Annotated in this window: 12 protein-coding genes; 3 read left to right on the forward strand and 9 right to left on the reverse strand. The window is 61.2% G+C overall.

Going from position 1 to position 18,394, the window contains the following annotated elements:
• Positions 1-12: 12 nt before the first annotated feature.
• On the reverse strand, positions 13-1,470 hold the full coding sequence (gene gatA / locus MJO47_RS02630) for an Asp-tRNA(Asn)/Glu-tRNA(Gln) amidotransferase subunit GatA (protein WP_253959562.1): 1,458 nt from the start codon (positions 1,468-1,470) through the stop codon (positions 13-15).
• 24 nt (positions 1,471-1,494) lie between these two features.
• Entirely contained in the window at positions 1,495-1,782 is a 288-nt protein-coding gene (gatC, locus tag MJO47_RS02635) for an Asp-tRNA(Asn)/Glu-tRNA(Gln) amidotransferase subunit GatC (RefSeq protein ID WP_253959563.1), read from the reverse strand.
• A gap of 211 nt (positions 1,783-1,993) precedes the next feature.
• Here gatC and MJO47_RS02640 point away from each other — a divergent pair, with 211 nt between their 5' ends.
• A complete protein-coding gene (locus tag MJO47_RS02640) occupies positions 1,994-2,644 on the forward strand; it encodes an OmpA family protein (RefSeq protein WP_253959564.1) in 651 nt (216 codons plus the stop codon).
• Between the two features lie 84 nt (positions 2,645-2,728).
• On the opposite strand, the gene MJO47_RS02645 is transcribed toward MJO47_RS02640, so the two are convergent.
• Positions 2,729-4,333, reverse strand: coding sequence for a mucoidy inhibitor MuiA family protein (locus tag MJO47_RS02645; RefSeq protein ID WP_253959565.1), 1,605 nt, complete (start codon positions 4,331-4,333; stop codon positions 2,729-2,731).
• A gap of 69 nt (positions 4,334-4,402) precedes the next feature.
• Positions 4,403-4,951, reverse strand: coding sequence for a TlpA disulfide reductase family protein (locus MJO47_RS02650; RefSeq protein ID WP_253959566.1), 549 nt, complete (start codon positions 4,949-4,951; stop codon positions 4,403-4,405).
• Positions 4,952-5,185: 234 nt separating this feature from the next.
• On the opposite strand from MJO47_RS02650, the gene MJO47_RS02655 reads away from it, so the two are divergent.
• Together MJO47_RS02655 and MJO47_RS02660 are read left to right on the forward strand one after the other, a co-directional pair.
• A complete protein-coding gene (locus MJO47_RS02655) occupies positions 5,186-5,683 on the forward strand; it encodes a ferritin family protein (RefSeq protein ID WP_253959567.1) in 498 nt (165 codons plus the stop codon).
• Between the two features lie 59 nt (positions 5,684-5,742).
• Complete coding sequence (locus MJO47_RS02660; RefSeq protein ID WP_253959568.1) at positions 5,743-5,955, forward strand: hypothetical protein; 213 nt, start codon at positions 5,743-5,745, stop codon at positions 5,953-5,955.
• A gap of 74 nt (positions 5,956-6,029) precedes the next feature.
• On the opposite strand, the gene MJO47_RS02665 is transcribed toward MJO47_RS02660, so the two are convergent.
• The 5 genes from MJO47_RS02665 to MJO47_RS02685 form a co-directional block, all read right to left on the reverse strand.
• Complete coding sequence (locus MJO47_RS02665) at positions 6,030-7,199, reverse strand: phosphatidylserine/phosphatidylglycerophosphate/cardiolipin synthase family protein (protein ID WP_253959569.1); 1,170 nt, start codon at positions 7,197-7,199, stop codon at positions 6,030-6,032.
• Positions 7,200-7,227: 28 nt separating this feature from the next.
• Positions 7,228-8,118, reverse strand: a complete 891-nt coding sequence (locus tag MJO47_RS02670; RefSeq protein ID WP_253959570.1) for an ATP-binding protein — start codon at positions 8,116-8,118, stop codon at positions 7,228-7,230.
• Positions 8,119-8,310: 192 nt separating this feature from the next.
• Positions 8,311-13,971, reverse strand: a complete 5,661-nt coding sequence (locus MJO47_RS02675) for an OmpA family protein (protein ID WP_253959571.1) — start codon at positions 13,969-13,971, stop codon at positions 8,311-8,313.
• A gap of 168 nt (positions 13,972-14,139) precedes the next feature.
• The gene (locus MJO47_RS02680; RefSeq protein ID WP_253959572.1) at positions 14,140-16,647 is read right to left on the reverse strand and encodes a glycogen/starch/alpha-glucan phosphorylase; all 2,508 of its coding nucleotides are present in this window, start codon (positions 16,645-16,647) and stop codon (positions 14,140-14,142) included.
• A gap of 113 nt (positions 16,648-16,760) precedes the next feature.
• Entirely contained in the window at positions 16,761-18,353 is a 1,593-nt protein-coding gene (locus MJO47_RS02685; RefSeq protein WP_253959573.1) for a DUF445 family protein, read from the reverse strand.
• Positions 18,354-18,394 lie beyond the last annotated feature (41 nt).

Raw genomic sequence — 18,394 nt, forward strand, 5'->3', positions numbered from 1 at the left:
CTTTCTTGCCGTTTAGATGTCCGCTGTGCGGGTATGCCAGTCCGTCGCCTGCTCAAAGGCATAGCCTGTTCGCAGCAGGGTCTCTTCCTCGAAGGGGCGGCCGATGAGCTGCAGACCGATGGGCAGTCCCTCGCCCGAGAAGCCGCAGGGCAGGCTCAAGGCACAGGTGCCGGCCAGGTTGACGGGGATGGTGAAGATATCGGACAGGTACATCTGCAGCGGATCGGAAACCTTTTCCCCCAGGCGGAAGGCCGGGGTGGGGGCCACCGGCGTCAGCAGAACATCGACCTGCTCGAAAGCGTCGAGAAAATCCTGACGGATGAGCGTACGCACCTTCTGGGCCTTGAGGTAATAGGCGTCATAGTAGCCGGAGGAGAGGGCGTAGGTGCCCAGCATGATGCGGCGCTTGACTTCGGCCCCGAAACCGGCGGCGCGGGTCTGCTCGTACATGCCGATGAGCCCGCGGCCGGCGTCGACGCGGCTGCCGAAGCGGACCCCGTCGTAGCGGGCCAGGTTGCTCGACGCTTCGGCCGTGGCGATCAGATAGTAGCAGGCGACGGCGTAGTCCGTATGGGGCAGGCTGACCTCGACGAATTTGGCCCCCAGCTCCCGATAGGTGGCAATCGCCGCGTCCATGGCCGTCTTGACCTCGGGATCGAGTCCCTCGATGAAATACTCGCGGGGCAGGCCGATCTTCAGCCCCGTTACCCCCTCCTGGAGGTGGTTGCGGTAAGCGGGTACGGGACGATCCACCGAAGTGGAGTCGGCCGGATCATAGCCGGCCACAGCTTCGAGGAGAATGGCGCAGTCCTCCACGTCGCGGGTAACGGGCCCGACCTGGTCAAGGGAGGAGGCATAGGCGATGACCCCGTAACGGGAGACACGGCCGTAGGTGGGCTTGAGACCGACCACCCCGCAGTGCGAAGCGGGCTGGCGGATGGAGCCGCCCGTATCCGTTCCCAGGGTGGCCACCGCCTGCCGGGCCGCTACCGCCGCCGCCGAACCGCCGGAGGAACCGCCCGGGACCGTCGCCCTGTTCCAGGGGTTTTTGACTGCCCCGAAGGCGGAATTCTCGTTGGAGCTGCCCATGGCGAATTCATCCATGTTCAGCTTGCCGACAATCACCGCACCGCGCTCTTTCAGACGGGCCACCGCCGTGCCGTCATAGGGGGCGATGAAGTTGTCGAGAATCTTCGAGGCACAGGTGGTGCGCACCCCTGCCGTCAGAAAAATATCCTTGAGCGCCACGGGGATACCGGTGAGCACATCCGCATCGCCCGCGGCCAGACGGCGATCCGCTTCGGCCGCAGCGGCCAGGGCGTCCTCCCGGCACACGGTGACAAAAGCATTGATTTGATCATCGGTGGCGGCGATGCGGTCGAGAAAGGCCTGGGTGAGCTCGACCGACGTCGTCTCTCCCTGGCGCAGCAGCGCCTGCAGCTCGTGTATAGTTTTATTGATCAGTTCCATCGGTTCTCCTGTTCAGACGGAGGCTCATTCAATGACGCGGGGGACGCGGAAACAGCCGTTGTCGGCCTCGGGCGCATTGGCTAGGGCCTTATCCACGCCGATGGAGTCACGGACGACATCTTCGCGAAAGGCATTTTCCATGGGCACGGCATGAGCCGTCGGCACGATGCCGTCGGTGTCGAGCTCCTTGAGCTTCTCCACATAGTCCAGAATCGCATCCATCTGTCCGGTCAGGGCGTCCAGTTCTTCATCCTGCAGGGCAAGACGGGCCAGCCTGGCGACGTGCTCGACCTCCGCGCGGGTGATCTTCATAAGTTGTTCTCCTCCATGGGATTTTCACTCTCTGCAAGACCTGAAAAAGTAGCACGGGCCCGCGCAATTTTCAAGCATCAAGGCCCTGGTTGGCCCGGAAGACCGGACCGTATATATTGATTTTTTGGCCAGTCATGTTAAAAAGGAAGACAGTTCCCTTGTGTGCTCCGTCGACGACGGGCAAAACAATCCCCTAAAGGAGAAATGGAAAATGCGTAAAAACATCTGCTATCTACTTGTTGCCGGCCTCGTTTTGGCCGGTTGTGCCCAGCCCCAGACGAGGACGACTCAAGGCGCCATGGTCGGTACCGGTATTGGCGCCGCTGTTGGCGCCGGGCTTGGCCAGGTCATTGGCGGCGACACCGAAGCCACCCTCATCGGCGCCGGCATCGGGGCAGCCCTGGGCGGTGCCACCGGCGCCTCCATCGGGCGCTACATGGACAACCAGGAAGCTCTCATGCGCCAACAACTGGCCGGGGTCGAAGCGGCCAACATTCAGCGCAACGCCAACATGCTGGCCGTCACCTTCAAGTCCGACTTCATGTTCGATGTGAACTCCAGCAATCTCAAGCCCGGTTCCTACGACGAGATCGCCAGGGTGGCTCAGGTGCTCAACCAGTACCCACAGACCACTTTGCAGATTGCGGGTCATACCGATTCCACCGGCAGCGAAGCCTACAATCAGGATCTCTCGATCAAGCGCGCCAGTGCTGTCAAGAATGCGCTCACCGGTCAGGGGGTCAATCCCGCCCGCATGAATGTCATCGGCTTCGGCGAGTCCCAGCCTATTGCCGACAACAGCACCGAATACGGCCGTCAACTCAACCGCCGGGTGGTTATCACCATCGCACCTCAAGGCTGAGAGTCTCCCTGTTTCTACCATAAAAAACGGCTCCCGAGTTGTCCCGGGAGCCGTTTTTTATTTCATTGCGCCTGCCGCAAAGATTCACATACCGCTGATCCGCTCATCGGCCGGATAAGTGACATGAAAACGGGTAAGCAGGTCCTCTTTTTCCCCGGCGGCCAGCTCTCTGGTCCAGGTGACGGTGCCGTCCGTGGCGATCTCCGCTTCCGTCGCTTTCGGCGAGACGACGGTCACCGCAATCTTTTCGTGAACGGAGACGGGTACCTGGTCGCGGATCAGCAGACGCACAGGCCGCGCCTTGCCGTTGACAATCTCCGTCTTATAGGCGAAATGCTTGCGCGTCTGCTTGCTGAAGGCACCGATCTCTTCGGTGAACTGCTCCTGCAGACTGTGGGTGACCAGGATGGTTTCATCCAGTCCCAGAGCCAGGCGCATCTCCTCGCCGGTGGGGACAGAAGCCGTCACCCGGTTCGTTCCGACATAACGGCCATCCAGAAATATTTTCAGTTCCCCTTCCAGCAAGGGAAAGACGAAGGGATTCTTGAGGACTGCGGTCAGGGAGGCAAAGCGCGACAGTCGAGGCACGGCCAGATACTCAAAGGTCGATTCGGCCTCGGAGGTTGATATCAGAATCTTGTGGGGCTGGTTGTCGGACGGCAGCGCAATTTCCCGATTGAGCCGGTAGGACATGGACGTCGCCTCGCTTCGCACCTCGGGTTCATAGGCGCCTGCTGCAGCCATTTCCTCCATGGGCGCCGATTCCGCCATTTTCAGGCGATCCGCGGCCAGGGTGCGATAGGCCACCGGCGGCGGTTCATAGAGATCCACGCGCCAGGGAGAGAGAGGGGGAATTTCGCCGGAAACGCTCGGACGCGCCGTGGAAATTTCGACGCGGGCACCACCCAGATCCTCGCCCGTGGCCTGCTGGACCACCGCAAAGAAGTGGAGGGAAAGACGCTGCTGTGTCGAGTCGGCCCGCACCTCATACAGGGGTCGCCAGCGCACATCCGGGAGAAAGTAGGAATAGTCGAGTTCGATGGAAGCCGCCGTTTCGGCAAAGACCGTCACCCGCAGACTTTTCGAGTCCTCACGCAAGGGACCGAGGGCTTTCAGCTCCTTTTCCAGCTCCGTTTTTCTTCTCTCCAGTTCCGCAAGGGCTTGGTCGAGGCGGGCGATGTTTTCAAGCCGCGCCGCCACGGCCTTTTCCATCGCCCCCAGATAGCTCTGCACAACCTGGAAGGTCGTGTTCTGTTCCTGGGGAAAAGGCATCACTTTCTGCAGAAAAGCGATGGACTGGCTGTTGACTTCCCGCTCATTCTTATGACCGACGATCTCCATTTCAACCTCGTCGAGCTCCTTCTGCAGACCGCGCAGGCGTTCCTGCACCGGCTTCACCAGAGCCGTACGGCGCACCTGAATATCCAGAACGCTCACCTTGGCGGCCCCGCGGATACCAGCCTGCACCGAGTCATCCATGAGATTAGGCACCAGCCCCGTGATATCAAAAGAGGTCTCTCCCGGCGCTACGGAGACACGCAGGCTCTTTTTCACCATAGCCCGATCGGGATAGACGATCACTTCCCGCGTGGTCGCCGAGGAAGCTTCATACTCCGCCTGTCCCCAGGCGAGACAGGGCAACAGCAAAAACGGCACCAAGATGAGGCCTGAGACAGTTTTTCTCCACATATCCATCACCTCCACGCTACTGGGTTTGCCATATCAAGCGATTGGCAGTGAGCCGGGCTTCCTGACTCTTTAACGTGTCTTCATCAACGAAGAAATGTACTGAACCACCTGAGGGGAATTCCAGTCCAGTGCTCCGGTGACCGATTCCACAATCTTCCCGTCACGATCAATGATAAAGGTGTGGGGCAGACCGTAAACCTTATAGAGACTAGCCACGTCCTGGGTGCTGTCCAAAAGAATGGGGAAGTTCACTGGCACCTCTTTCAGAAATTGCTCCACAGCCTCCTTGCCGTCTTCCTGCACATTGATGGCGAGCATCACGAAATCACCCTCTTTGAACCCTTGGTAAAGCGCCTCCATAGACGGCATCTCTTCTTTGCAGGGTGGACACCAGGTCGACCAGAAGTTGAGAAAAACCACCTTGCCCCGATGCTGGGAAAGGGATACCGGCACACCCTGCATGTCCGTCAGGGTAAATTCAGGGGCCACCCCAAGGGAAGCTGACTCTGTCGCTGGCGTCGTCGACAGCTTGGTCTCGCGAAAACCCGGTCCTGTCACCAGAAAGTAAACAACAACCAAACCGATAATGACAGCGGCGATTATAAGCTTACGTTGCATGAAATAATTCTCCTTATGATCTTTTTCACAAAAACCGGCACCCGACCGGCCGTTGCGATAGAAACGATGTCGAGTTTTGACCGAAAAAAGAAGGGTAAAACAAAGCGGGAATAAAAAGCAAGGCTTGCCCGCGGAAGGTCAGTCTCACCTGGTGGGCCGCCGCTTTTTGACAGATTTCTTTTTTCGGCGATAATTTCATAAAGAACACTCAAGCCACCCATCAAGGAGGGATCTATGCCGCAAGAGTATAAAATGAAAGAAGCCCTGAAAATGGCCATCGAGGCCAAGAAGCATCTCATGGACTTTTATATCGAGGCCGCCGCGGCCACGGAAAATCCCAAGGGAAAAGTGGTTTTTACCCGCCTGGCCCAGGAGGTCCGCGAGAATGCCGGCAAGTTCTTTAAGCACTACAAATGGGACGACCTGGGTACCTTCGATGACTTTATGGCGAAGCCGGCCAGGGCGGACTCGGCCATGCTGCACGAACTGAAAAAGGCCATCGACAAGAACGTACACGAACGCAAGGCCCGCGAGATCGCCCTGCAGGAAGAGTCGGACATGGAGAAGAACTTCACGCTGGCTGCTTCGCACATCGTCGATCCGTCGGTGAAGGCCATTTTTATGGAAGTGGCCAAAGATACCCGTATCCATTATGAAATCATCGAATCGGAATACGCCCACACCATGGGCATGGTGCACGAAACGGATATCGATACTTACGTGCGCGAATAGAATCGCCTTCGTCGACACGTGAGTGATTTCGAACAACCAGAAGGACAAGGAGGAACGTAATGGCTGAAAAGGACGTGGTAAGCCACATTTTGAAATTCTGTCGGGATCACGCTTTTGCGAAAAAAGCTTTTCAGCAGATTGTCGTGGAAAAAAACAAGCGCATCCAATTGCCTGACGGCGAGGTGCAGTTGACGGACGAGGAGATGGCGGAATTCGTCGAGCGCTTCAGCGCCGAAATCGAGCCGACCCTCTATACCCCCAAACGCCTCTGATTCGCCCAGGTCGTCGTCTTTGGCCTTGTCGGCCCGGGACGGCGACCTTCACTTCATCAGACTGAAATCCCCCGTCAATGCGGGGGATTTCTCTTATCACGACCGAACCAGGCCACTATCGCCACCGCCTTGCCGAGAAACCACTCCCACAGGCGGTAGGTCCAGGGCCGAACTTGCCACTGCGTATATTCAACTTCATAGCAGCGGGGAAAATCCTCTTCGAAAAAGGCCTGAACCGCTTCGGTGATGTCCGGGGCTTCCACTTCCTGATTGGCTTCCAGGTTCCAGTGATCGTTCCAGCGGTCGCCATTGGCCGAGCCGATAGAGACCCAGTGGTCACACATAAGCACCTTGGCATGGAGAAAGTGGGGCTGGTATTCGAAGATACGCACCCCGTTACGCAGCATCCGCTCATAATGATGGCGGCCAATCCAGCGGATTTCCGGGTGATCCGTATAGGGGCCCGGCACCATCAGGCGCACATCCGCCCCATTGCCTGCGGCACGGATAAGGGCCCGGCGCAGCTTGGAGGAAGGGACAAAATAGGCCGTGGACAGCCAGACACGCTGACGGGCCTGGCGGATGTGGGCCACGAACGACCGTTTGATCTCGGAACGCCCCAAATAACGGGAATGAGCAGCCACCCGCCCCGCCTGGGTGCCGGGCGTTCGGTGAGCGGGCAGGGGATCCGGCAGTTGCAGGGGAACCGTTGACCAGCGGTTCCAGGTTTCCGCGAAAAGGGTCTGCCAATCCCTCACGCTCGGCCCCTCGATCTCAAGCATGACATCGTGCCAGAACCTCTCCGGCTCCGACTCTGGATCAAACTGGTTCTTCAGCCCCGTGCCGCCCGTGTAGGCCAGAACCCCATCCACCAGCAGCAGCTTGCGGTGGTTGCGAAAGAGATTGTGCTGGCCATGGAAAAACCGCAACGGATTGTAAAAGAGCAGATGTACCCCTGCCTGCCGCAGAAAGTCCCGATCACCCCGCGACAGGCCCAGACTGCCATAACCGTCGAAGAGGAGATAGACCGGCACCCCGCGTTCGGCCGCGTCGCCCAGCGCGGTGAAAAACCGGCTCGCCAGCATCCCGGATTCGACCAGATACATCTCCAGCAGGATATAGCGCCTGGCCTGCCGAATGCTGTCGAGCATGGCCGGAAAGAAACTGTCGCCATCCACCAGCAGCCGAAACCTGTGGCCGCTCTCCCATGACGCGCGCTCATCTTCTGTGGCTGGATTCGTCATAAAAGTCCTCTGCGACAAGCTGCGCCAGTCAGGCCTTGCGGGCCTTCAACAGTTGGCGCCCCACCCAGTGACTGGAAAATTGCAGGGCGGTACGACCACAGCGCTTGCTTTTGTCATGGGACCACTGGATGGCCGCCTCGCGCAGCTCCACCGACCAGTTCACCTGCAGGCCGTTTTGGGCCGCCAGCTTTTCCACACACTGCCGTACCACCCGCAGGTAGTGGTCCTGGGAAAAGACGTGGAAAGCCACCCACAGGCCGAAGCGGTCGGAGAGGGAAATCTTTTCCTCCACCCCTTCGCCGTGATGAATCTCGTTATTGACCATCTTGGCCCCGAGGTTGTCCGTCTCGTACTCGGGCAGCAGATGGCGACGGTTGGAGGTCGTGTAGATCCGGACGTTGTCGGGCGCCGAATAGACGGAACCGTCGAGGGCGCTCTTGAGCATCTTGTAGCTCGGCTCTCCCGGCTCGAAGCTGAGATCGTCGCACAGCAGGATAAACTTGAAGGGTTTGTCCTCGATGGCGGCAAAGATGTCCGGCAGGTAAGTCAGGTCGTCCTTGTCCACCTGCACCACCCGCAGCCCCTGGGGCGCGTAGGCATGCAGAAGGGCCCGCACCAGGGACGATTTGCCGGTGCCACGGGTTCCCCACAGCAGCACGTTGTTGGCCGGATAACCGGCGAGAAACTGGCGGGTATTCTCCTCCACGATCTCCTTCTGCTCATCGATCCCCAGCAACTCATCCAGACTGACCTTCYCCACCTTCTTCACCGGCTCCAAAGTGCCGGAAAAAGAATGGCGACGCCAGTTGGCGGCCAGGCAGGTCTTCCAGTCGATGATTTCCACCGGGCGGGGAAGGAGCTGCTCCAGAGAAGTCAGCACCCTCTCGAGCTGGGCGACTACTTCGGGCTTGAGGTTCATGGGGTTATCTCCTGTCGTCGTTGAGTGTAGCGAGTAAGCGCTGTCCCACAGGAGTAAGGAAGGTCGTGCGCCTGACGCCCCGACGCCGAGATGGGGCCCGGGGGCCTGCGGGAAGCAGGCCTATCATAACGCAAACAGGGCGAAGGGGATAAGTTTTTCTCAGACAGGAGGATGCAGAGGGATGGCGGGGAGCTAGTAGCCGATAAAAGTCCCCGCCGCATCCGCATCCACGGTGCCCACGTTGTTGGCACCGTCCGGTGAGACCAGGTAGGCTTCCACCTCCGCTGGCGAGGTGCCTTCCGTCATCCCCTTGATGGCGATGAGACCGTCACTGGCACCGCCGGTAGTGGTCAGGCTGAAGGTAGTGGCCGTATTGCTGTTGAGGTCGAGTCGCAGCGTGGAGCCATTGATAGAGGTGGCAGCAAAGCCACCGAGCCCGAGGGCATTGCCGGACACCGTCGCCGTCATGGTGCTGCTGGTATCCTGCAGCAGGGTGATGCCGCTGTCCACCAGGTTGAAGGCAATGTTCTTGGCGGCAAGCTCGCCGATGTTGCGGGCGTAGATACCCGTCGTACCGCCGGTGATACTGCCGCCGTTGACGGTGAATGAGCCGGCGCTGTTCTCCAGATGGAGGCTGTTGCCCAGAGATCCACCGATATCCACGTTGGCGACCGTCACATCGGCCAGGGAATTGGTGTAGGTGATGGTGTTGCCGCCGACGTTGTTGGGGTTGGTGACGGTGATGTCTCCAAAATTGATCAGACCGTCGGCGTCGTTGATTGCAATAGCCGAACCGATACGATCAAGGATGTCAACCTGATCGAAGGTGATGGCCGAACCCGCACCGATCCCGTCGATGTTGATGCTGGTGGTTGCCCCGTCGATGGAGGTATCGCCCAGGACCTGAAAGCGGGAACCAGCACTGAGATTGCTCAGGTTGATGCCGACGTCGCCGGCATTGACGGCACGGACCGAGGCCAGGGTCATGTTGGTCGTAATGGCATCCAGATCAATCGCCGGCGCATTGGTGGTATCGATGAGGCCATCGATCACCGTGAGAGTCGCCCCGGCGCTGTTGCGAGCCAGAATACCGGTGCCGCTGTTCGTGAAAATATCCAGATCCTTGAAAGTATAACGGCCGCTGTTGTTGTCAAGATAGAGGGGATCGTTGATCAGTCGGGTCGTGTCACTGCCCAGGGTGAGGTTGTCAAAGCTGACATTCCCCGCTGAATTGGTGATGCGCACCCCCTGGTTGTTCGCCGTCAGGGCCTGAATACGACTTTCAGGCGTGGCGGCAATAAAGTTGACCGAACCGCCGGCGCGCAGATCATTGATGTTGGCAATGTAGCCCGAGGCGCTGTCAATACGTCCACCGTAGCTGACGTTGGCAGCGCTGCCAGAGAGTCCAAAAGCCGTACCCGACTGACTGACAATCGTCGTATCGCTACCGAAGGTGAAGCGACCGTCCGAGCCATTGCGAATATCGATACCTACCGGGGAGCCCAGCTCTTCGAGCAGAGTAGAGCCTTCGAAACGATAATCACCATCGGCGTTGCTGAAGAGCAGGCCGCCGCCAGCCGTCGCTTCCAGGCTGCCCGTATTGAACGTCAGTGTGCCGCTGGCATGGTCGCTGACACGCACCAGGGCGGCGTCGCGGACCTGGGTCATATCCCCCTGATAGGTCACGCTGGCCGTGCTGCCATTGACGCGGAAAGCGTCGCCGGTGGGGCTGACAATGGACGTATCGGCACCGAAGGTGAAGCTGCCGCCGGAACCGGCCAGAATATCGACGCCGGCATCGCCGCCATCCAGGGTGGTCCGCCCCAGAAATTCATAGGTGCCGTCGGCGTTGACGAACTGCAGACCGTCGCCGTTGCTGGCCGTCACCGCGCCGTTGCGGAAAGTCAGCGTACCGCCGGCATGATTGGTCACTTCCACCGCACTGGCAAGATTGCCCTGGCCGAGCTGCCCTTCGTAGCTGACGGTGGCGCTGCTGTCCCGCACGGCCAAAGCGGAGCCTGTCGGATTGGTGATCCTCGTGCTGCTGCCGAAGGTGAAGCTGCCGGCCGAATCGGCCAGAATATCGATGCCGGCGTCCCCGCCATTGAGGCTGGTGACCCCCAGAAGTTCATAGGTGCCGTCGGCGTTGACAAACTGCAGGCCGTTGCCGTTGCTGGCGGTCAGATTGCCGGTCCGCAGGGTCAGAGTACCACCCGAGTGATTGGCCACATCAAGCAAGCTGGCCGCATTGGCCTGGCTCATGGAGCCGCTGTACACCAGATCGGCGGTGCTGTCACGCACCGTTAAAGCGGCGCCGGTGGGATTGACAATACTGGTGCCGCTTGAAAATTCAAAGCTGCCAGCCGAGTCGGCGAGGATATCAATACCGGCATTGCCCCCTTGCAACCTATTGGTTCCCAGGAAGGCGTAGAGGCCGTCCGCATTGGAGAACTGCAGGCCGTTGCCGTCAGTGGCCTCGATGGTGCCGGTGCGGAAGGTGACGGCTCCCCCCGTGTGATTGGCGACCTCCACGGCGTTGCCAGTGCCGTTCTGGGTAATCGTGCCGCTGTAATCGACAATAGCACTGCTGTCGCGCAGGGTGAAGGCGCTGCCGCTGGGCGTGAAAATACCCGTGTTGCTGCCGAAGGTGAAGCTGCCGGCCGAATCGGCCAGAATATCGATGCCGGCGTCGCCGCCGACCAGAGTCGTCGTGCCACGGAAATTGTAGGTGCCGTCCGCATTGCGGAACTGCAGGCCGTCACCGTTGCCGGCCACGAGCGTGCCGCTGTCGAAAGTCACCTCGCCACCGGTGTGATTGCGAATGGCAACGGTCGAGGTGGCACTGTCATGGCTCAGGTCCCCCTGATAGAGGAGATCAGCGCTACCGCCATCGACGGAGATGCCGACGCCGCCTGAATTGGCGACAGAGCTGCCCCGCCCGAAAGCGAGGGTGCCATCCGTCTCCACGATATCGACGCCCGTGCCGGCGGCGCTGTCCACCTGCAGACGGTTCGCCGCCAAGTCGAGCTGACTGTTGGCGATATGCACACCGGCATCGGTCGATCCCGTCGAGGCAATCGTTCCCGTTACGGTCATCTGCCCGGTCACGCCGGCAAAATCGAGGGCGCTGCCGCCGCCCGTCGCCGCCACCTCGGCCAGGGTCAGGTCGACAGCGGTCTCGCTCAGGACCAGCGCATCCCCGCCAACGGTACGCACGCCACCGGAAGCCACGCGCAGCGAGCCGCCGTTGCTGGCGACCAGCCCTTGCGCCCCGGCGGTTTGAATGCGTAAGTCGTCGATGGCGATCGTCGTCTGGTCATTGTTAAGCAGGGAAAGGGCCTCGCCGCTACTCGTTCCGGCGACATTCACCCGGCCAAAGGCCAGATCCGCGTTGCTGCCGTTCTGGATGCGCAGGCCCAGGCCGTCCTGATTCTCCAGGACAGTGCCACGAAAATCGAGGGCCCCCTGATGGCCGTCCAGGTCGATCACCCGTCCGCCCGTCTGAGCCAGCGTGCTGCCAGTGAAAGCCCCGCTCAGGTCACTGCGGGAAATCTGCAGGGCGGTGCCGCCGCCGGTAGAGGCCAGCAGACTGTCGGCCACGCTGAGGGTGCCGGTACTGTTGTCCAGGGCCAGGCCGGCAGTGGCGTAATCGCGCACATTGAGGTCGGCCAGGCCCAGAGAGTCGATGCCGTCGCCGACGATGCTGCGGGAACCGCCACTGATATTCAGGCCGGACAGGCGGTTGCCGCCAGCCAACGCCACCACGTCGCCCGTACTGGCCTGACTGAGCGTCGGACGGCCGCTGGCAGAGGCAATCGCCAGCTGATACTCCGGTCCTTCCGGTAACCCTTCAAAAGAAATAAGCCGGGTGCCGAGATTCCCGACCCCCATGAGCTGTTGCCGTTGCTGCAGGGTAAGGGCCGGACTTTCCGCGCCGCCTGAAGCGATCTGGCCGGCGTCGTTCACCAGAAAGAGGATATCACTGAGAGAGGAAGCCTGCTGGGCCTCTGCCAGAGTCATGGGGGCGCTCTGGGTACCGTCGGCCACGGAAAGGCCGTTGAGGCGCGTCCCGTCGGCATCGACGAAGAAGACATCAATGGGAGCTTCCGTTTCCGGATCGACCACGGCGTACTCGTCGGTAATGGTCACCGACGGCCCTTCCTCCGTCCCCGGCGTCTTGGCCATATTCTGGGCGAAGGTGACGATATCGACGTCACGAATGACCGGCCGCATCATGCGACGCTCAATCTCGGCCCGGGCATAGGTCGGCGGCGCTTCCTGGATAACTTTGCCCAGCGGGATGCGCATGTTGGCGAAACCGAAGCTCTGGGCCCCGCGCACCTGGTCATCCTGATATTCGACCCCCAGGCTCAGGCTGCTACCCAGGAGACTGAAGGGATCTTTGCGCTCGTAGGCCAGACGCAGGCGTGGCCCGGCCACTTCCGGAGTCAGCGCGTTGTCGAACCAGAAGTAGCCGGCGTGACCCCAGAGAGTGTTTTTCTCCCCAAATTCAAGACCGTAGCCGGCCTCGACGTCAAAACCATGCAGGGGCCTTTCGCGGGTCTCGTAGAGGGTGGTCCGCACGACCACGGCGGTGCGATCCAGTTCGACCCCCGTGGTGGAGAAGGCGTCAATCACATGGGAGGTGTTCTCGGGCAGATAGGCGTTGGCCCGGAGCTCCCAGTTGCGGCCCAGCAGTTCGGCCCCCAGGGTGAACTGCTGGAAGGAAAAGCCGTAGATACTGCTGCGATTGTCGTAGAAGGCGTAGGCGCCCCAGATGGCCTCACCCAGAAGAGGCAGGCCGTGGTCGAGAATCTTGCGGTAACCGAGACCGTAGTTGCCCTCGAGGCTCGAATCATCGGGCAGCACCACGCGCAGGTCGGCGAAGAAGATGGCGTCATCCGTCTGCCAGAAAGGCCACATCACGCTGAAGCGCCCCAGACTGCGATCCGTCCCCTCCTTGTACGTCATGTCCAACTGCGGCCCCCATTTGCCGGGCGGGGTGAAATAGGGAGCTACCATCCTTCCGGCCGCCAGAGACTTTTCCTGCTCATAGAAGGGAACATAGTCGTCCCTGTAGCTGGCCGGCAGGGGTTTTGGGGCGGTCGCCAGCGCCGGCGCGTCGACAGGATAGACGGCGCGATTGCTGAAAGCCTCGCCGGGCGGCGGCGTATAGGGCACCGGGACCGGCTCGCGGTATTCCTGCCTGGCCGCCGGCGGCGCACTGGCGACGACCCGGGGGGCGACCGGCCTGGCCGCTGGCGCCGGCACGGCTGCACGTTGACTCAGGAGGGTCTCTTCCCGGACGGGTCGGGGTACCCGTTCGGTCTGAATCCAGATTTCGACCCGGCGATTCTGGGCGCGGCCTTCTTCGCTGCTGTTGTCGGTGACGGGCAGGGTGTCGCCCAGGCCCTCTACCAGGACAGTCGCCTCGGGGGGAATTTCCAGAATACCCAGGAGATAGTCGGCCACGCTCTGCGCGCGCGCCTCGGACAGCTCGAAGTTATCCTTGAAGGGTTGTCCGGGGCTTCGCTGCAAGCGCCGGTCGTCCGTATGACCGGCCACGTAAATGTGAACGATGCGCAGGCCGTCGAGGGCCATGGACAGCCCCTTGAGCAAAGCCTTATCTTCAGCGCTCAGGGCATTGCTGCCGGAATCGAACCGGGGCCAAAGGACGTACTCCTTTTCCTCGAGGAGGGGCGCCGCCAGGGCCAGGTTATCCACCGCGGCTTCCCTGGCTAGCACGCCGCCGGGAGGCAAGGCGAGCAGCGTGGCCATCAGCAGGCTCAGCAGACGGCCAATTCCCGGCCTCAAGCCAGCCGCTTTATGGATCGTTTTGGGGAGAAAAATCATAAAAAGCATCCAAAAACCCCGGTGGCTGGGGTTAGGTTCGATCAGGGGACGGAGCTGCCCCAAGCTTCATATCGGTGCCACGGAGCCTAAAGTTTAGAAATAATGCCGCGAATTTTTCAGCGGCGAGAAAGGAAACGCCCGGGGGAAGCCGATTCCCCCGGGCGCGTTTTAAGGCGTGGTGCCGACATCCAGCGGCGCCAGCCGCCAGATATCGTCATTGTACTGGGTGATGGTACGGTCGGTGGAAAACTGGCCGCTGGCAGCCGTATTGAGGATGCTCAGGCGGGTCCACTGAGTCTGATCCAGATAGGCGGTGGCCACCCGCTGCTGGGCCTCGACGTAACTGCGAAAATCGGCGGCGACCAGCCAGGGGTCCTGGGGGTTGAGAATGGCCTGAACCAGGGGCTCGAAGAGGCCCGGCTCGAACTGACTGAAGTGGCCGCTCTGCAGCAGTTGCAAGACCCGCTGCAGGTCCGCATCGGCGGCGACGATGGCGTGCGGATCATAGTGCCGCCGCGCCTCCTCGACCTGCGCGGCATCCAGACCGAAGAGAAAAAAGTTGTCCGCACCAGCCTCTTCGCGAATCTCGATATTGGCCCCGTCCAGGGTGCCGATGGTGAGGGCGCCGTTCATCATGAACTTCATATTGCCCGTGCCCGAGGCCTCTTTGCCGGCGGTGGAGATCTGCTCGGACAGATCCGTCCCCGGACAGATGACCTCCATGGCGGAGACACCGTAGTCGGGGAAAAAGGCCACCTTGAGACGGTCGGCCACGTCCTCGTCCGCGTTGATACGGGCGGCGACATTGTTCACCAGCTTGATGATGAGCTTGGCGGTGGCGTAGCCGGGCGCCGCCTTGCCGCCGATGAGGACGCAGCGGGGCGTCCAGTTCTCACTATCCCCCCGCTTGAGACGGTCATAGAGATGAATCACATGCAGGATATTGAGGAGCTGGCGCTTGTACTCATGGATGCGCTTGACCTGCACATCGAAGAGCGCATCCAGGGGAAAATCGACCCCGCAGCGGCTCCGGACGACCTCGGCCAGGCGGGCCTTGTTCTGCCGTTTCACCTGGCGCCAGCGCGCCTGAAAGGCGGAATCGTCGGCCAGCGGCTTCAGCTGCCGCAGCCGGTCGAGTTCCGTCACCCAGCCCTCGCCCAGGGTCTCGTCGAGCAGGGCGCTCAGGCCCGGATTGGCCCAGAGCATCCAGCGCCGCGGGGTGACGCCGTTGGTCTTGTTGTTGAATTTTTCCGGCCAGAGTTCATAGAAATCGCGGAAAAGCCCTTCGGTGAGCAGGCGGGAGTGCAGAGCGGCGACGCCGTTGACGGAGAAGCTGCCGACGATGGCCAGATAGGCCATGCGGACCATGGGCTCCGGGCCTTCCTCGATGATGGACATGCGGCGCTGACGGTCGCTGTCGCCGGGCCAGCGCCGGGCCACCTCCGCCAGAAAGCGGGCATTGATCTCATAAATGATATCGAGCAGGCGCGGCAGCACCTGCCGGAAGAGACGCACGGGCCAGCGCTCCAGGGCTTCGGGCAGAAGCGTATGGTTGGTGTAGGCCAGCGTCCTGGTTGTGATCTCCCAGGCCTCGTCCCAGCCCAATCCTTTACCGTCCATGAGCAGGCGCATCAGCTCAGGGACGCTGCAGCTGGGGTGGGTATCGTTGAGCTGGAAGCAGTTCTTGGCGGCGAACTCGGCCAGGTCGCCGCCACAGACGCCGCACCAGCGTTGCAGCACATCCTGCAGGCTGGCGGAGGCGAGAAAATACTGCTGGCGCAGACGCAGCTCCTTGCCGTTCTCGCTGGCGTCGTTGGGGTAGAGCACCATGGTGATGTTTTCGGCGGCGTTCTTGGCGGCGACAGATTCGGGGTAACTGCCGGCATTGAACTCCCCCAGGTCGAACTCGTCGGTGGCCGCCGACTTCCACAGCCGCAGGGTGTTGACCATGCCGTTGCCATAACCGGGAACGGGGAGGTCATAAGGCACCGCCAGGACGTCGTGACTGTCGACCCAGCGGAAGCGCTGGCGACCCTCAGCATCCCGATAGGCCTCGCTACGCCCTTCAAACTGAATGCGCTGGGTGTATTCGGGGCGCTTGATCTCCCAGGGGTTGCCGGCCCGCAGCCAGTGGTCGGGCTCTTCCACCTGAAAACCGTTGACAATTTTCTGGCGGAACATGCCGTACTCATACCGGATGCCGTAGCCCATCACCGGCAGCCGCAAAGTGGCGCAGCTGTCCAGAAAACAAGCGGCCAGCCGGCCGAGGCCGCCGTTGCCCAGGCCGGCATCCTGTTCGGTATTCACCAGCTCCTCCAAATCGAGTCCGAGCTGATGCAGGGCCTGGGTCGTCGGTTCCGTCAGACCCAGGGCCAGCATGGCGTTCCCCAGAGCCCGCCCCATGAGAAATTCCATGGACAGGTAATAGGCCCGGCGGCAGTTATGCTCGTCGCAGGCATAGCGCGTCGTCTTCCAGCGCTCCATCAGGCGATCGCGCAGGGTCAGGGCCAGCGCCTCATAGATGTAGTGGCGGGAGCGACAATACTTGTCGCGGCCCAGGTTCAGCGTGTAGTAACTGCGGAAATCCTCGCTCAGACTCGCCGCATCCATCCCCAGGGGAGGAAGCTCGGTGAGGCTGGCGCAGGGACTGCTCTTGTCCAGGGGCTTGGTATACATGGATAGGTCCTCGGCCAAAAAAGGGGCGTCAACAGGGCGACACTCTATGCTTTACCATATTTTGACGCGATTGAAATACCGGCGGGCATTTTGATGCCCGCCGGCGGCGAGGCTCAGATCAGGCGGAGCAGGACGAGGTTGACGAGCCCGATAAGAAAACCGAGCAGGGCGCCGAAGAGGTTAATGTACTTGAACTGCTCTTTCATAATGCCCATAAGCAGCCCTTCCACCTTGAGGATATCGAGGGAATTGACTTTCTCCTCCACCATGCGGCTGACATTGAGGGTTTCCACCAGGGGCGGCACTTCCTTCTTGAGCAGCTCGGCCAGCTGCCCGTAGAGGCCGTCCACCAGCTCTTCGCGCACGTCCGTCGGGATACGGGACGACAGCTTGCCCAGGGGGCGCCCGAAAAGCCAGTTTTCCAGCCAGTTGGACAGCAGGGCATCGAGGGCGTCCCGTGCCTCGGTGGAACGCAGTAGAGCCAGCAGCCGGTCGGCGGCATAGTCGCGCCCCTGCTGCAAACCCCCGGACGGCAGGGCCTTTTCCAGCAGGGAGGCAAAGGAGCGATCCTTGATCTTTTCAAGACCGCTCTCGGTCAGCAGCAGCAGGGAATCGACGGCCTTGCGGCTCTGCACCATCGTCACCACACGCTCGCGGGCGAAGCGGCGCATTCCGGCGACTTTTTCATAGGAGACTTTTTCCAGGTAACTGGCCAGCGGCCGGTCGAGCAGGGCACCGACGCGCTCGCGCAGCAGGGCGGCCACTTCGGCCTGGGTCTTTTCTTCCCGCAGCCAGCGGGCGATTTCGTCCCCGGCCTTGTCGAGAAACTCGGGGATGCGGGCGTAGATCTTGTCCAGGTTGATAAAGCCGGCCAGCAGTCCCGACAGGCCGCCGAGGGAGTCGAGAAAACCCTCGATCCCTTCGCGCCCTTTCTGCACCAGACGCTGGCGGAAGTCGGGATCGTAGAGCATGCCGCCGAACTTCTCCAGCAAGGGAGGAATCTCCTTCTCCATCTGGACCAGGATGACCTCGACCAGATCCGCCGGCAGCAGTTCGCGGATCGACCGTTGCGAGGCCAGCAGGCGCTCGCTGCGACTGTCGACGAACGTGCCGACGGCGCGGCCGACGGCGGGGGAGGTCAGCAGCGTCGTGAGACGATCATCGAGATGGCCGCGCAGACCGCTGTAGCGCTCCGGCGTCAGAAAGCTCTCGAGATCGCGGGCCAGCAGTTCATCCCCCTTGCGCTGCAGATAACCGCGCAGCGCCTGCTCGAAGGCCTCGGAGTCGGCGTAGGCGAAGACCGACTTGACCACCTTGTAGCGCAGCAGGTCGACCAGGTCTCGAAAACGGCCACGAAAATCGACCGGCACCAGGGATTCGACGGTCCCCAGATCCCGGTCGAGGAAGCTGCCGAGCTTGTCGGCTACCGCCCCCTTGAGTTCACGGCGGAAGCCCTCTTTTTCCAACGCCCGGCCGACATCCTCGGACGTCAGCAGGTGGCTGCCGACCATCTCGCCCATCTTCTCCGCCAGTTCGCCGCGCTTGGCCGGAATGATCCCCGGCGTCAGGGGCAGGCGAATCCCGAGGAGGCGCCAAGGGTGCAAGGGGCGAAAGAGCATGCGGATGGCGATGTAGTTCGTCACATAGCCGATCAGGGCCCCAAGCAGGGGCGGCAGCAGATAAGGGAGGACCTGTTCGTAGGACATCGTCATAATCAACCGGCCAGAGCAGACTCAAGCAGAGACAC

The organism is Desulfuromonas sp. KJ2020, assembly GCF_024197615.1.
Taxonomy (GTDB): Bacteria; Desulfobacterota; Desulfuromonadia; order Desulfuromonadales; family SZUA-540; genus SZUA-540.